We start from the raw sequence: 14,061 nt of genomic DNA on the forward strand, positions 1-14,061 counted from the left end.
TTCTCTCCTTGGGCAGTGATAGGAAGACAGGATGATCAAGAAATAATGTCCTGGAACCTTTCGATCAATAACGGTTGCAACTGTTTGCCCTGCAGCGCAGCCGCACACGTATCCATAATCAGATCCATGCGCGCCACAAGCGAATTCGGTTTCTGCACGGGATTGTCCTGACCGAACGGGACGAAATAAATATTTTTGGCGACCAGCAGCTTGGCAATATTTGATGCGTTTAATCCAAGTCCGTCATTGGTGGATATCGCAAGCACTAACGGCCTTTGGTTGCGCATTTGCGCTTTGGCGGCCATCAGAACCGCGCTGTCCGTCATCGCATTGGCGAGCCGGCTCGTCGTATTGCCCGTACAAGGCGCAATCAGCATAACATCCAGCAGCTTCGACGGACCCAGAGGCTCGGCATCGACAATCGAAGAGATAATATCATTTCCGGTTATTTCTTTCAATTGTTTCTGCCAATTTTCCGATGTGCCAAATCGGGTATCTGTCGTCATTAAAGTATTGGACGCAATCGGTACGACCTTCGCGCCCGCATCAACGAACCGTTGAATATGCGGCATCGTTTCGGCAAACGTACAATGCGACCCAGTCAAGGCGAAGCCGACCGTTTTCCCATTCCATTCCATCACGCATTCCTCCCGGAGTATACGTCATCCATGATCAGCTGACTTACGGTGTTCGCAATGATGCGTCCAGCTGTTTTCGGTGCGACGATTCCGGGAAGTCCGGGTGCGAGCATTGCCTTTACGCCCCGTTTTTCGGCGAATCGAAAATCGGTCCCGCCAGGCTTCGACGCAAGGTCGATAATGACCGCGCGGTGCGGAATGTTGGCAATAATCTGCGCTGTGACTATCATAGTCGGAATCGTATTAAAAAGCAAGTCGATATTCGTCACCTGATGTGACAATTCAGACAAGTAAAACGGGGTAAAACCCATCTCCCACGCCCGTGCAAAATGCTCCGGTTTGCGGATTCCCACCTTGACGGTAGCGCCTAGCCCCTTCAACGTCCGCGCCATCGTCATCCCTGTCCGTCCGATTCCGAGCACCATACAGATCGAACCGTGGATCGTAATATCGGTGTTCTGAATCGCCATCATCAGGGCGCCTTCCGCCGTCGGAATCGAATTGTAGATCGCCACATCGTCTCTGTCCAGCAGTTCGACCAGTTCGATACTCTGCTTGGAGCACAGCTCCTTCAAATAACGCTTTGCCATACCGGTGTACACTTTCGCATGCTTGGGCAGCGCCGCGATATGTTCATCGGTCAATAAAAGTTCGGACGTCGAGAAAATCGAATCGACAACGCCGTTATCGTCAGTTCCCACTACCGGTAAAATGACCGCGTCGGATTTTTCCAACGCTTCTACCGTTAGGGCCGATCTTGTAACTCCACTGTGCAGATGCTGCAAGTTGTCAAATCCGATCAGGGTGACGGACGCGTCCAGCTCGGAAAACTTATGAATCACTTCCAATTGGCGCGCATCCCCGCCGATCAAGGTGACTTGAATGCCGGTCAGCATATTTACACCCCTTTCGTGCCGCAAGTATAGAACATCTTATGCGCGGACACAGGAATGGGTTACAGCCCAAGCTGCCTACTGACGTTACACCCTTCCACCCGCCGCCAACAAAAAAAATCGCCGCTTCCTTGATCAGGAGCGACGATCGTTACATCTGCAATCCGTTATTTTGTTCCGGTATGACCGAATCCCCCGGCCCCGCGCGCCGTATCGTCCAGATCGTCCACCACTTCCAGCTTGACAGCGGGCACGGTCTGAAACACCATTTGGGCGATCCTTTCGTTCCGTTCGATTGTAAACGGTACTTGTCCAAGATTAATCAGCAACACTTTAATTTCCCCGCGATAGTCCGCATCGATCGTTCCCGGCGTATTCAGGCATGTGATGCCGTGCTTATAGGCAAGTCCGCTGCGCGGACGAATTTGCGCTTCGAGTTCCGGCGGCATAGCAATGGCGAAGCCGGTCGGTATAAGAGACCGCTCCCCTGGCTGAAGCGTTACCGGTTCGGCTACGGCGGCATACAGATCGAAGCCGCTGGCGAGCTCGGACATTTTCTGAGGCAGCTGTACGTCTTCGCAGCCGGGTTGGCGTTTGACATTAACTAGGTATGACAAGGGAATCCCTCCTGAACGACTGGATCGGTTTGTCCGATTTGCCGACCATCGCCAAGGCGAACGGTTGTCCGAACAGCCGGTTGACCAGCGTCCGGATATCTTCCTGCGAGACGGAATCAATTCGGGCCAAAATTTCATCAAGCGTGTAATGTTTGCCGAACATGAGCTCGTTTTTGCCAAGACGGTTCATCCGGCTGCTCGTGCTCTCCAGACTTAGAATAAAGCTCCCTTTCAGCTGCTCTTTTCCTTTGCGAAGCTCCTCGTCGGACAAACCGTTCTGCGCGACGCCTCGCAGCACTTCCATCGTAACATTCAGCACTTCCTGGGTCTGCTTCGGCGCCGTCCCCATATAAATGGTAAACATGCCGCTGTCGACATGCGCCGTATGGTACGAATAGACCGAATAAGCAAGCCCGCGCTTCTCGCGAATTTCCTGGAACAAGTACGAGCTCATTCCGCCGCCGATCATATTGTTAAGCAGAATCATCGGGTACAGCATCGGATCGTGCAGCGAGCAGCCCGGCAATGCGAGACAGATATGATTTTGTTCGGTTTTTTTGGCGTGAAATAAAGATTGGCCGACAAATTGGGGAACGTCCAGCTCATAAGCGGTCCCCTTATTGTGAAACGATCCGAAATGCTTTTCCAGCAAATCGGTAACGCTGTCGTCGATATTTCCGGCCATTCCGATGACCGTATTGGGAATCGAGTAATGTTCCTTCATATACTGCCGCAGATGAGCGGGCTGAATCGCCTTCAAGTTGGCTTCCGTGCCGAGAATCGAATAGGCGAGCGCATGATCGCCGTACGCGGCTTTTGCAATCAGGTCGTGAACCAGATCGTCCGGCGTATCGTCGTACATCGAGATTTCTTCCAGGATGACGTTCCGTTCCTTATCGAGCTCGGCTTGATCGAACTTCGAATTGAAGAACATGTCGGAAAGCACATCCACGGCGATAGGCAGATGCGTATCGAGAACTTTCGCATAATAACACGTGTACTCCTTCGCCGTAAAGGCGTTCACGTTGCCGCCGATCCCGTCGAAAATTTCTGCGATATCTTTAGCCGTATACCGCTCCGTTCCTTTAAACAGCATATGTTCGATAAAATGGGAAATTCCGTTGTTCGGTCCGTCTTCATAACGCGACCCGGTCTTTACCCATACTCCGAACGATACGGAACGGTAGGTCGGGATTTGTTCCATGACGACCCGCAAACCGTTGCTCAGCGTCTTTTTGATCAAGATGGGGCTCCCCCTTAATATGGAAACGTAGTAGATCGATTGCTGCATCATGTGCCGGGGTCCGATAGAACGTAAGTACGGCTGGCGCCTCGTTGGTAGCACGACCGCGTCTTAAGCGGCCGGCAGGTTATGTTGCAATTCGGGAACGGGCAGGCGTTCCGATCTAATCTCTACATTCTTTACTCCCATGATCTTATCAAAAATTAATGTTGCGCTCAACCTTTGGTATTCGCTCCGGAGAGATTAGTTCCGAGACCGTTCCCAACACGAGACCTTTTCGCTTGATTTCTTGGATCATGCCGGAAAGCGCTCCGGAGGACGAAGCGGTCGGATGCATCAGGATCAGCGAACCCGGCTCGACGCGCGAGCTGATCTTGCGAACGATGGAATCCGAGGAAGGCTTCTGCCAGTCGACCGTGTCCAGCGTCCACAATATCGTCTGCAAATTCATCTCGAACGCCACTTTCACCGTCAAATCGCTGAAATCCCCGGACGGCGGAGCGAACAATACATTGTCCACCCCTAATTGTTCCTTTAACAAATCTTGTGTCCGGCTGATCTCTTTGACCGTCTCTTCCCTGCCGAGCTTGCTCATATCTTTGTGCGAATACGCATGGTTGGACAACTCGTGCCCTTTCTTCTGAATCAGCTTCGCCACATCGATATTTTTACTCAGCCAGGAACCGTCAAAGAAAAAGGTGGCCTTGACGTCCTCTTTCTCCAGAACGTCCAGCATCGGTTCAATAAATTCGTTCCCCCAGGCCACGTTGATCATCAGGGATGCCATCGGCTTGTTAGGATTGCCTTTATAGACGGGATGCGGGCCCAAATCCTTCAAGGTTACGGCAGGCGGGATCGGTTTGAATACGAGCGGAATACCGCCGCTTACGTCTTTGCCCCTGGCCTGATTGAACGTTTGTTCGATATCGACCTCGACCCCGTTCAGCCCCGGGATCGCCTTCCACACCCGGTCCACTTTGGCATCGATCGGAGCTTCCTTGTAGGTATCCGCTTCCGCTCTGATGCGTTCCATAAGCTGTTCGCCCGATATCGGCGACGTCGAAGTGCTCGTCGTCATATGAAACCCTTCCAGCGGGTCGACCTGACGGTATGCGGTTCCGGAGCGCTCGTCCAACGATGCGACGAAAGCGTCCATGCTGCTTGATTGCACGAGACCCCAAGTGACCAGACCAAGCGCCCCTCCGACAAATAGCCATTTATACTTTTGCATATATCTACCCCGATCCGTCCGATTTGTACCAGCTTATGACGAACGTGCCCTGGATATGTCCAAGTAACAGGGACAAGATATTCCCGCCAAAAGTGAGGCCCCTAATGGCTATACCTCTTCCCTGTCCAGTAAATAAACGCTGTACAGCTGTCTCGCTTAGCTCATTTATATGTACGGCAGCAATAAAAAAAGAGACAGACTGCTCTGGCTCTTTGTTCAGAGAAGCTTCGGTTCGAAGCTCCTTCGGGTTATTCGATTATCTTGCTTCGCTTGGAAGAAAACCGCATCTTCAGCCCTGCGCTTGAGGCACAGGAGGCGCAGCCAATCAGCTTTGCGCCGGTACCTGCGGAGTGGTCAGCGTTGCTTTGCGGGACAAATTAACGCGGCCCTGGTTATCGATCTCGGTTACTTTAACCGTGATTTGATCGCCGATCTTCAAGACGTCTTCCACTTTGGCTACTCGTTCCGTCGAGATTTGCGAGATATGGACAAGCCCGTCCTTACCCGGCAAAATTTCAACAAACGCGCCGAATTTCTCGATCCGCTTGACCGTACCGAGGTACGTCTCGCCTATGACAACTTCCTTGACGATTCCTTCGATGATCGATTTGGCTTTCTCGTTCATCTCGGCATTCGAAGAGGCGATAAATACAGTACCGTCTTGCTCGATATCGATTTTCACGCCGGTTTCTTCAATGATTTTGTTGATGATTTTGCCGCCCGCACCGATGACATCACGGATTTTGTCCGGATTGATGTGCATGATGACGATTTTCGGCGCATAAGGTGAAAGATTTTTGCGCGGTTCTTGAATCGCTTCAAGCATTTTGCCAAGGATGAACATCCGGCCTTCCTTCGCCTGCCCCAACGCTTGATTCAAGATCTCACGGTCGATTCCGTCGATTTTGATATCCATCTGGATCGCGGTAACTCCAGCCGCCGTACCGGCAACTTTAAAGTCCATGTCTCCAAGATGGTCTTCCATCCCTTGAATGTCGGTCAAAATCGAGAAATGTTCGCCGTCCTTGATCAGACCCATCGCTACGCCTGCAACCGGGGCTTTGATCGGTACGCCCGCATCCATCATCGCGAGTGTGCTCGCACAGATGCTCGCCTGCGAAGTAGAGCCGTTCGACTCGAGAACTTCGGATACAAGACGAATCGTATACGGGAATTCGGATTCCGCCGGCAATACTTTGGCCAGCGCGCGCTCACCGAGTGCACCATGACCGATTTCGCGGCGTCCCGGAGCGCGGAGCGGTCTGGCCTCGCCTACGCTGAACGGCGGGAAGTTGTAATGATGCATAAAACGTTTCGAATCTTCCAGATCAAGCCCGTCCAAAATTTGCACATCGCCGAGCGCACCCAGCGTACAAATGCTTAAAGCCTGGGTTTGACCGCGCGTAAACAGGCCGGAACCGTGTGTACGAGGAAGCAAAGCCGTATCGCATTCGATCGGACGGATTTCTTCCGGCGCGCGTCCGTCAGGCCGCACTTTATCATGCGTGATCAGACGGCGCACTTCTTCTTTGACGATATCGTACAGCACTTCCTTAACATCCTTCAGCTTCTCCGGCTCTTCCGCATATTGCGACGCGAAATGGTCGATCGCTTCTGCATTAATCGCATCGATCGCATCCTGACGCGCATGCTTCTCCGGAATACGGATCGCTTCCACAAGACGCGCGCTCGCAAACGCCCGAACATCGCTATTCACCGACTCGTTCACGGCGTGCAGCTTCACTTCCATCTTCGGCTTACCCGCTTCGGCTGCGAATTGTTCTTGGACGGCTACGATTTTTTTGATTTCCTCGTGACCGAACATGATCGCTTCGAGGATGTGCTCCTCCGGAATCTCGTTCGCTTCCGCTTCCACCATCATGATGGCATCCTTCGTACCGGCGACGACGACGTGCATGTCGCTTTTGTCTTCCTGGCTGCTGTCCGGATTGATGATGAATTGACCGTCGATGCGGCCTACAATAACGCCGCCGATCGGGCCGTTAAACGGAACGTCGGATACCGTCAGCGCCGCCGAAGTACCGATCATCGCCGCAATTTCCGGCGGACAGTCCTGGTCTACGCTCATAACCATCGCGACGATCTGAACGTCGTTGCGGAATCCTTCCGCAAACAAGGGGCGAATCGTACGGTCGGTCAGCCGGCCGGCCAAAATCGCCTTCTCGCTCGGACGTCCTTCCCGCTTAATAAATCCACCCGGAATTTTACCGACGGCATACAATCTCTCTTCGTAATTCACCGTCAATGGAAAAAAGTCGAGATCTTTGGGCTCGCTCGAAGCCGTGACTGTGCATAGTACGACGGTTTCACCGTAACGGACAAGCACAGCGCCGTTCGCCTGTTTGGCCAGCCGGCCGGTTTCAAGCGACAGCGGTCGGCCTCCTAGGTCCATGCGCACCTGTTTTTCCATGTACTCCCTCCTGCTCGTATGTAAGTTTTGGTAGCGACATTTCCTTTATTCTGCATAGAGTCTAGTATTTCCTTCTTGCGCACGAAAATTCCCCCGAAGGCGCGGAAAACCGACAAACCGATTCCGGGCTTTCGGGGGAACCCCCGCCTCTATGGATTGTAGAAAAAAACAACCGCGCGGCCTAGCCGGCAGGTTGCTTTGTCCGTAACCATTATCTGCGAAGTCCGAGACGTTCGATCAATGCTGCGTAACGGCTAACTTCTTTGTTTTTCAAGTAAGCCAGCAGTTTACGACGTTGACCGACCATCTTAAGCAGTCCACGACGGGAATGGTGGTCTTTCTTGTGCGTGCGCAGGTGATTCGTCAAGTTTACGATGTTCTCGGTCAGAATCGCGATTTGCACTTCCGGAGACCCCGTGTCGGATTCGTGAGTTTTGTAATCTTGAATCAGTTGCGTTTTGCGTTCTTGAGTCAATGCCATTTCCGTTCACCTCCCTATCTTCATATAAACAATCGCCATTAGCCCAGAAGACGACGGTGAGATCGGCCAACCGAGCCAAGGTTCCTGAATCGCTGCCAAGCTTTCGCCTAAGCAACGAAACTTAGTATAACACAATTGCAAATGCAAAGTAAATGCCGGAGGCGATTATTTAACGCCATTCTCGGCTTTTTCCGCACTATGTCCCGTAATTTGCTTCGCTTGCTCGACATCCCGGCCGATTTGGGCGATCAATTCATCGATGGAACTGAATTTTTGCTCGTATCGGATGAACTCGATCAGTTCTACCTTGACGGCTTCTCCGTAGATCGTCCGGGAGAAATCGAACAGATGCGCTTCGAGCGTCCGCGTGTCCGTATCTTCAAACGTCGGTTTCGTTCCGATGTTCATAACGCCGGCGAAACTTTCGCCTCCAAGTTCAAGCCGGATCGCATATACGCCGTTTGAAGGGATGACATAAAAATCGTCCAGTTCGATATTCGCCGTCGGAAATCCGATCTGTCTGCCTCTCGCCGCCCCGTGAATGACGGTCCCGGTCATGGCGTAGGAACGGCCAAGCAACTGCTGCACCCGGCCGACCTCTCCCCGCTCCAGATGTTCCCGGATAAGCGTACTGCTGACTTTGATTCCATCCATACAATAAGGGCGCACCACTTCAACGGCAAAGCGGCCCGCGGCGAGCTCGCACATCATGTCCGGATTGCCGCTTCCTTTGTGACCGAATTTGAAATCGAAGCCGACCACAACCGTATTCACCCGAAGCGGGATCAACACTTCTTCCACGAACTGCGAAGGGGTGATGTGCGAGAACGGGACGTCAAAACGGACGAGATAAGCGGTATTCACTCCGGCCTGCTCGAAAAGCTCCAGCTTCTCGCGCACCGGCGTGAGGTGCCGGACGTACTTGTCCTGGCCGAGCACCTCGCGCGGATGCGGATGAAACGTCATAACCGCCGCAGGCGCTCCAAGCTTTCGCGCCGTTTCTGCAGCCCGGCTGATCACCTCGCGATGTCCCAGGTGCAGACCGTCGAAATCGCCGATTGCCAGTACTTGTCCGCCACTTGGACTTCCGGGAACCGGATTCGGGATCGGATAGGATAACTTTATGGATTGCATGTCAGTTCTCACCTGCTACTTGGGCACTCGCCTGGACCTGGCTTGCGAACACTTTCTCCGGACGCAGCATCCCGCTCTCCCCGTCTGCTTTGAATATTCCGATAAACACGCCGTCCGGATCGTATACCTTGACAAGCTCATCCGGCTGCGAATGAAGCGGCCCGTCCGGAATCGGAAGCGATTTGCCTTGCGCCGCATGTCTCGCCCCGCTTGCCGTCACCGTAACCGAAGGTAGCTGCGTAACGAGACGGTCTGCCGGAATAAGCAGAGACGACAGTTCCCCCGCCCGGTGCTTTTCTTCGATCTGCTCCAGGGTGAAGCACCCGTCGAGCGTAATCGAGCCGGTGGAGCTGCGGACGAGCTGTGTCATGACGGCCGGATAACCGAGCGCCTTCCCTATATCGACGCATAACGTACGGATATAGGTGCCTTTCGAGCATAACACGCGAAAACGAACCTTCGGATAGTCCGTTTCCAGGTCAAGAGCAAGCGTCTCCATTTTATAAATGTCGACTTTTCTCGATTTTCGCTCGATCTCTTTCCCTTCCCGCGCCAATTCGTACAACTTTTTGCCTCCGACTTTGACGGCGGAATACATGGGGGGAATTTGATCGATCGTACCGGTAAACGAATCGAGCGCCGAACGGACCTCCGTCTCCGACAGCTTGATGCTGCCGGGCTCCAGCCGCTCGATCGTCTCTCCGGTCCAGTCTTCGGTATCGGTGCTGATTCCGAACGTGAGCTCCGCTTCATATTGCTTCGGAAGCTCCTGTATATATTCAACGAATCGGGTGGCGCGGCCCAGACATAGCGGCAGTACGCCGGTTACTTGCGGGTCCAGCGTACCGGTATGCCCGATCCGCTTCATCCCGACAATTCTTCTGAGCTTGGCCACCACGTCGTGCGAGGTAAATCCCGCCGGTTTGTGAACCGGCAATACGCCTTCATAGTTCATCGCAGCGATTGTCCTACTTCCTTTACGACTCGCTCCACGACTTCCTGCAGCCCGCCTTTCAGCATACAGCCGGATGCACGGACATGGCCGCCGCCGCCGAAACGCTGGGCGATGGCGGCCACGTCCGCTTTGCCGTTGGAGCGGAAGCTGACTTTGACCGTCTGCTCATCGGTCTGCTTAAAGAGAAGCCCGACCTCGACTCCTTCTATATTGCGCGGATACAAGATGAGCCCGTCCATGTCCTCCGAGGTCGCCCCCGTCATCCGGATATCGTCCTGGGAGACGGTAATCCAGCTGATCTGACGGTCTTCGTTAAACGATAACGTGTTTAAAGCCTGCTTTAACACGGTGATATGAGCATACGTAATCTTCTCAAGCACCAGCTCGGCCAGACGATGTCCTTCCACCCCGCCGGCAAGAAGCTCCGCTGCGATCCGCATGACCTTGGGTGTCGTATTCGAGTAGCGGAATCCGCCGGTATCCGTCAGCAATCCGCAGTAAATCGCGGCAGCGAGCTCCCCCTCGACAGGCAGCCGCAGCGTACCGGCCAAGTCGTACAGGATCTCGACGGTTGCCGCGGCATCTTCGCGGATCAGCTGAACGTCGCCGAAGGAATCGTTCGTCGGATGATGGTCGATATTCAGCAGCTTCGCGTCCGCCGCAAACCGTTCCTTGACTTGGCCGATCCTTGCTTCATCCGCGCAATCCACGCTGATAATGCACGTATACCGCTCTTCGGACGGAAGCTCGTCCAGCGCAAGCATACGCTCGAATCCCCACAAAAAATCAAACTTTTTGGGCATCGTTCCTTCGTTGACCAGCACAAACCGTTTGCCGAGCCGCTCCAGCATCCATCCGACTGCGGACGTAGAGCTGGCGGCGTCGCCATCAGGGTTCACATGGGCAACGACCAGAAACCGGTCGTTGTCCTCGATGAACTTCCGTGCGGCCGCCAATTGCTGTTCATACGGTCGATTGCGGTGGGAGTCCGTCATGCGTCCGGATTCCCTTTGTTGATTTGGTTCAGCAGCGCGTCGATCCGGCTGCCGTATTCAATCGACGTATCGAACTGGAACAAAAGCTCCGGCGTAATGCGCAGCCGAATCCGCTTGCCGAGCTCGGACCGGATAAATCCGGTAGCCTTTTCGATCGCTTTAAGCGAATCTTCCTTTTGCTGATCCGTGCCCATTACGCTCAAGTATACTTTGGCCTGAGACAGATCGTTCGTCACATCGACCCCCGTTACGGTTATAAAACCGACACGGGGATCTTTCAGCTCCGCTTGCAAAATCTGGCTCAGCTCTTTTTTAATTTGTTCGCCGACACGGCCGACACGTACTTTTGCCATCCGTCATCACCTTTCTACGGTTTCCATCACGAACGCTTCAATAATGTCCCCTTCTCGGATGTCGTTATACTTCTCGATGGAAATACCGCATTCGTAACCTTGCGCCACTTCACGGACGTCATCCTTAAACCGCTTCAGGGAGTCGACTTTGCCTGTGAATACGACGATGCCGCCGCGAACGAGGCGAAGCTCCGCCGCTCTTGTAATTTTGCCCGAAATGATCATACAGCCGGCGATCGTACCGATTTTGCTCACTTTGAAAATATTGCGAACTTCGGCTTGACCGATTACGACTTCTTTGTATACCGGGTCCAGCATACCTTTCATCGCATGTTCGATTTCTTCGATTACTTTGTAGATGATGCTGTGCAGACGGATATCCACTTTCTCCTGCTCCGCCGTCGCCATCGCGGCAGGCTCCGGACGAACGTTAAATCCGATAATGATCGCGTTCGAAGCCGAAGCGAGAATAATGTCGGATTCGGTAACCGCACCGACGCCGTTGTGGATAATTTTGACGCGGACGCCTTCCACTTCAATTTTCTCGAGCGAGCCTTTAAGCGCCTCGACGGACCCTTGTACGTCGCCTTTAATGATGACATTGAGATCTTTGATCTCGCCATCCTTAATATGTTTGTACAGATCGTCCAGCGTTACTCGGCTGTTCGCGCCCATTGTCGTCTGACGGTGGGACGTCATCCGTCTTTCGGCAATCGCCCTTGCTTTGCGCTCGTCCTCGAATGCCATAAACGGATCGCCCGCTTGCGGCACTTCGGTCAAGCCGGTAATCTCGACAGGGGTCGACGGTCCGGCTTCTTTCAAGCGGCGGCCTCTGTCGTTCACCATCGCCCGGACGCGTCCGAAGCAGTTGCCGGCTACGAATGCATCGCCGATTTTAAGCGTACCGTGCTGAACGAGAATCCGCGCAACCGGCCCTTTCCCTTTATCCAGCTCGGCTTCGATTACAGTACCTCTAGCCCGTTTGTTCGGGTTCGCTTTAAACTCCTGAACTTCGGCAACGAGCAGGATCATCTCAAGCAGCTCTTCCAGACCGATTCTTTGCTTGGCCGAAATGTTGGCGAAAATGGTATCTCCGCCCCACTCCTCCGGCACCAGATTGTACTCGGTGAGCTCCTGCTTGATTTTATCCGGATTCGAATCCGGCTTGTCGATTTTATTCACCGCTACGATAATCGGCACGTTTGCCGCTTTCGCGTGGCTAATCGCTTCTACCGTCTGCGGCATAACGCCGTCATCGGCCGCTACGACGATAATCGTAATATCTGTAACTTGAGCACCGCGGGCGCGCATCGATGTGAACGCTTCGTGACCCGGCGTGTCGAGGAACGTGATTTTTTTGTTATTGATTTCGACCTGGTACGCCCCGATATGCTGGGTAATGCCGCCGGCTTCGCCTTCGGACACGTTCGTTTGGCGAATGGCGTCCAGCAACGTCGTCTTACCGTGGTCGACGTGACCCATAATCGTAACGACCGCCGGACGTTCGATCAGATCAGCCGGATCGTCCTTCTCTTCGATCGTTTCGAAATTGTCTTCTTCGACTGGCAGCTTGATTTCCACTTCAACCTTAAACTCGTTCGCGACCAACTGGATCGTCTCCAGATCGAGCTCCTGGTTGATGGTAGCCATAACCCCGAGGAAGAGCAGCTTTTTGATAACTTCGGATGCGTCCTTATGGAGCGATTTGCACAATTCTCCAACCGTCATCGTACCGCGTACGATAATCTTCTTCGGCGTGTTGTCGATCTTTTCCTTACGGATCGGCTCCGGCTGATATCTTCCTTTGCCGCCTTTGCCACCGCGGGAGTTGCTGCCGCCGCGGGAGTTGCCTTGGGGAGACTTCGGTTTTTTCGAAGTTTTAACCCCTTGCGCTACGGTAATATCATCCAAATCCTCAACGGTCGTCCGGATGACTTCCGCTTTGTTAAAGCGCGGGTCCGCATTTTTGAGCGTTCCGGCGCGATCCCGGTCCTGGTAGCCGCGGTCACGGTCCGTGCGCGTCTGCTGCGGACGGCCAGTAGCCATCGGTGGAGTAGTGGTAGTGCTTTGCGGTCTGCCTCCGCCTTGGCCGCCCTGGCCTTGCGGTCTGCCGCTGCCTTGCGGACGGTCGCCGTATGGACGGCCTCCGCCTTGGCCGCCTTGACCTTGCGGACGGTCGCCGTATGGACGGCCTCCGCCTTGACCGCCTTGACCTTGTGGACGGTCGCCGTATGGACGGCCTCCGCCTTGACCGCCTTGACCTTGCGGACGGTCGCCGTATGGACGGCCTCCACCTTGGCCGCCTTGACCTTGTGGACGGTCGCCATACGGACGGCCTCCGCCTTGGCCTTGCGGACGGTCGCCGTATGGACGGCCTCCGCCTTGGCCGCCTTGACCTTGCGGACGGTCGCCGTATGGACGGCCTCCGCCTTGACCGCCTTGGCCTTGCGGACGGTCGCCGTATGGACGGCCTCCACCTTGGCCGCCTTGGCCTTGCGGACGGTCGCCGTATGGACGGCCTCCACCTTGGCCACCTTGGCCGCCTTGACCTTGCGGACGGTCGCCGTATGGACGGCCTCCACCTTGGCCACCTTGGCCGCCTTGACCTTGCGGACGGTCGCCGTATGGACGGCCTCCGCCTTGCGGTCTGCCTCCGCCCTGATTCGGACGGTTATTGTCGTAACGACGCTCGCCTTGCGGACGGTCGCTGCGCTCCGGACGATCTCCGCCCTGCGGACGGTCGCTGCGCTCCGGACGATCTCCGCCCTGCGGACGGTCGCTGCGCTCTGGGCGGTCCCCGCCTTGCGGACGGTCGCTGCGCTCTGAGCGGTCCCCGCCTTGCGGACGGTCGCCCCCTCTATTTTCCTGAGATCTTTGGGCAGGTTTGGCATCTTGTGCCGGAGCTGCCGTATTCGATACGCTTCCCTCGCCGGCAGCGCGTTTGGCTGCGGCATTCGCTTTTACGTCGCGAAAAAATTTCTCCACTTTGTCCACTGAATCGTTCTCCATCACACTCATATGGTTATTCACAGGCACATTCAACCTTCTTAATATCGTAATAATTTCTTTGCTGCTCATATTTAATGACTT

The 14,061-nt window shown here is 54.4% G+C and carries 12 protein-coding genes; all 12 read right to left on the reverse strand.

Annotation, left to right across the window (positions count from 1 at the left end; translation table 11 throughout):
• Nucleotides 1-35: 35 nt before the first annotated feature.
• Complete coding sequence (locus AC3Y2E_RS14120) at nt 36-638, reverse strand: dipicolinate synthase subunit B (protein ID WP_379211602.1); 603 nt, start codon at nt 636-638, stop codon at nt 36-38.
• Nucleotides 638-1,534: a dipicolinate synthase subunit DpsA gene (gene dpsA / locus AC3Y2E_RS14125; protein ID WP_379211271.1), complete on the reverse strand. Its 897-nt coding sequence runs from the start codon at nt 1,532-1,534 to the stop codon at nt 638-640. Before dpsA ends, AC3Y2E_RS14120 begins: the two co-directional genes overlap by 1 nt.
• 164 nt (nt 1,535-1,698) lie before the next feature.
• The gene (dut, locus tag AC3Y2E_RS14130) at nt 1,699-2,148 is read right to left on the reverse strand and encodes a dUTP diphosphatase (RefSeq protein WP_379211273.1); all 450 of its coding nucleotides are present in this window, start codon (nt 2,146-2,148) and stop codon (nt 1,699-1,701) included.
• Entirely contained in the window at nt 2,132-3,352 is a 1,221-nt protein-coding gene (locus AC3Y2E_RS14135) for a M16 family metallopeptidase (protein WP_223837244.1), read from the reverse strand. Before AC3Y2E_RS14135 ends, dut begins: the two co-directional genes overlap by 17 nt.
• Nucleotides 3,353-3,587: 235 nt before the next feature.
• Nucleotides 3,588-4,622, reverse strand: a complete 1,035-nt coding sequence (locus tag AC3Y2E_RS14140; protein ID WP_379211275.1) for a polysaccharide deacetylase family protein — start codon at nt 4,620-4,622, stop codon at nt 3,588-3,590.
• A gap of 325 nt (nt 4,623-4,947) precedes the next feature.
• On the reverse strand, nt 4,948-7,053 hold the full coding sequence (pnp, locus tag AC3Y2E_RS14145; RefSeq protein ID WP_379211277.1) for a polyribonucleotide nucleotidyltransferase: 2,106 nt from the start codon (nt 7,051-7,053) through the stop codon (nt 4,948-4,950).
• Between the two features lie 211 nt (nt 7,054-7,264).
• Nucleotides 7,265-7,534 carry a 30S ribosomal protein S15 gene (rpsO, locus tag AC3Y2E_RS14150; protein WP_190932421.1) on the reverse strand — a complete coding sequence of 90 codons (270 nt, stop codon included), beginning with the start codon at nt 7,532-7,534 and terminating at the stop codon, nt 7,265-7,267.
• Nucleotides 7,535-7,699: 165 nt separating this feature from the next.
• Nucleotides 7,700-8,668, reverse strand: a complete 969-nt coding sequence (locus tag AC3Y2E_RS14155) for a bifunctional riboflavin kinase/FAD synthetase (protein WP_379211280.1) — start codon at nt 8,666-8,668, stop codon at nt 7,700-7,702.
• 1 nt (nt 8,669) lies between these two features.
• Nucleotides 8,670-9,623, reverse strand: a complete 954-nt coding sequence (gene truB, locus AC3Y2E_RS14160) for a tRNA pseudouridine(55) synthase TruB (protein WP_379211282.1) — start codon at nt 9,621-9,623, stop codon at nt 8,670-8,672.
• On the reverse strand, nt 9,620-10,618 hold the full coding sequence (locus AC3Y2E_RS14165) for a DHH family phosphoesterase (RefSeq protein WP_379211285.1): 999 nt from the start codon (nt 10,616-10,618) through the stop codon (nt 9,620-9,622). The genes truB and AC3Y2E_RS14165 overlap by 4 nt, the downstream gene beginning before the upstream one ends.
• Nucleotides 10,615-10,971, reverse strand: coding sequence for a 30S ribosome-binding factor RbfA (rbfA, locus tag AC3Y2E_RS14170; protein ID WP_190932417.1), 357 nt, complete (start codon nt 10,969-10,971; stop codon nt 10,615-10,617). The genes AC3Y2E_RS14165 and rbfA overlap by 4 nt, the downstream gene beginning before the upstream one ends.
• Before the next feature lie 6 nt (nt 10,972-10,977).
• Nucleotides 10,978-14,049 (reverse strand): translation initiation factor IF-2, encoded by a 3,072-nt coding sequence (gene infB / locus AC3Y2E_RS14175; protein ID WP_483875100.1) that lies wholly within the window; start codon nt 14,047-14,049, stop codon nt 10,978-10,980.
• Between the last annotated feature and the right edge of the window lie 12 nt (nt 14,050-14,061).

The organism is Paenibacillus sp. MAH-35, from assembly GCF_058135425.1.

What these genes read in the sequence shown, in the direction of transcription:
- AC3Y2E_RS14155 (WP_379211280.1), bottom strand. Translation starts at nt 8,668, where the DNA reads ATGCAATCCATAAAGTTATCCTATCCGATCCCGAATCCGGTTCCCGGA.
- AC3Y2E_RS14120 (WP_379211602.1), bottom strand. Translation starts at nt 638, where the DNA reads ATGGAATGGAATGGGAAAACGGTCGGCTTCGCCTTGACTGGGTCGCAT.
- AC3Y2E_RS14140 (WP_379211275.1), bottom strand. Translation starts at nt 4,622, where the DNA reads ATGCAAAAGTATAAATGGCTATTTGTCGGAGGGGCGCTTGGTCTGGTC.
- AC3Y2E_RS14165 (WP_379211285.1), bottom strand. Translation starts at nt 10,618, where the DNA reads ATGACGGACTCCCACCGCAATCGACCGTATGAACAGCAATTGGCGGCC.
- AC3Y2E_RS14135 (WP_223837244.1), bottom strand. Translation starts at nt 3,352, where the DNA reads ATGGAACAAATCCCGACCTACCGTTCCGTATCGTTCGGAGTATGGGTA.
- rpsO (WP_190932421.1), bottom strand. Translation starts at nt 7,534, where the DNA reads ATGGCATTGACTCAAGAACGCAAAACGCAACTGATTCAAGATTACAAA.
- infB (WP_483875100.1), bottom strand. Translation starts at nt 14,049, where the DNA reads ATGAGCAGCAAAGAAATTATTACGATATTAAGAAGGTTGAATGTGCCT.
- rbfA (WP_190932417.1), bottom strand. Translation starts at nt 10,971, where the DNA reads ATGGCAAAAGTACGTGTCGGCCGTGTCGGCGAACAAATTAAAAAAGAG.
- pnp (WP_379211277.1), bottom strand. Translation starts at nt 7,053, where the DNA reads ATGGAAAAACAGGTGCGCATGGACCTAGGAGGCCGACCGCTGTCGCTT.
- dpsA (WP_379211271.1), bottom strand. Translation starts at nt 1,534, where the DNA reads ATGCTGACCGGCATTCAAGTCACCTTGATCGGCGGGGATGCGCGCCAA.
- truB (WP_379211282.1), bottom strand. Translation starts at nt 9,623, where the DNA reads ATGAACTATGAAGGCGTATTGCCGGTTCACAAACCGGCGGGATTTACC.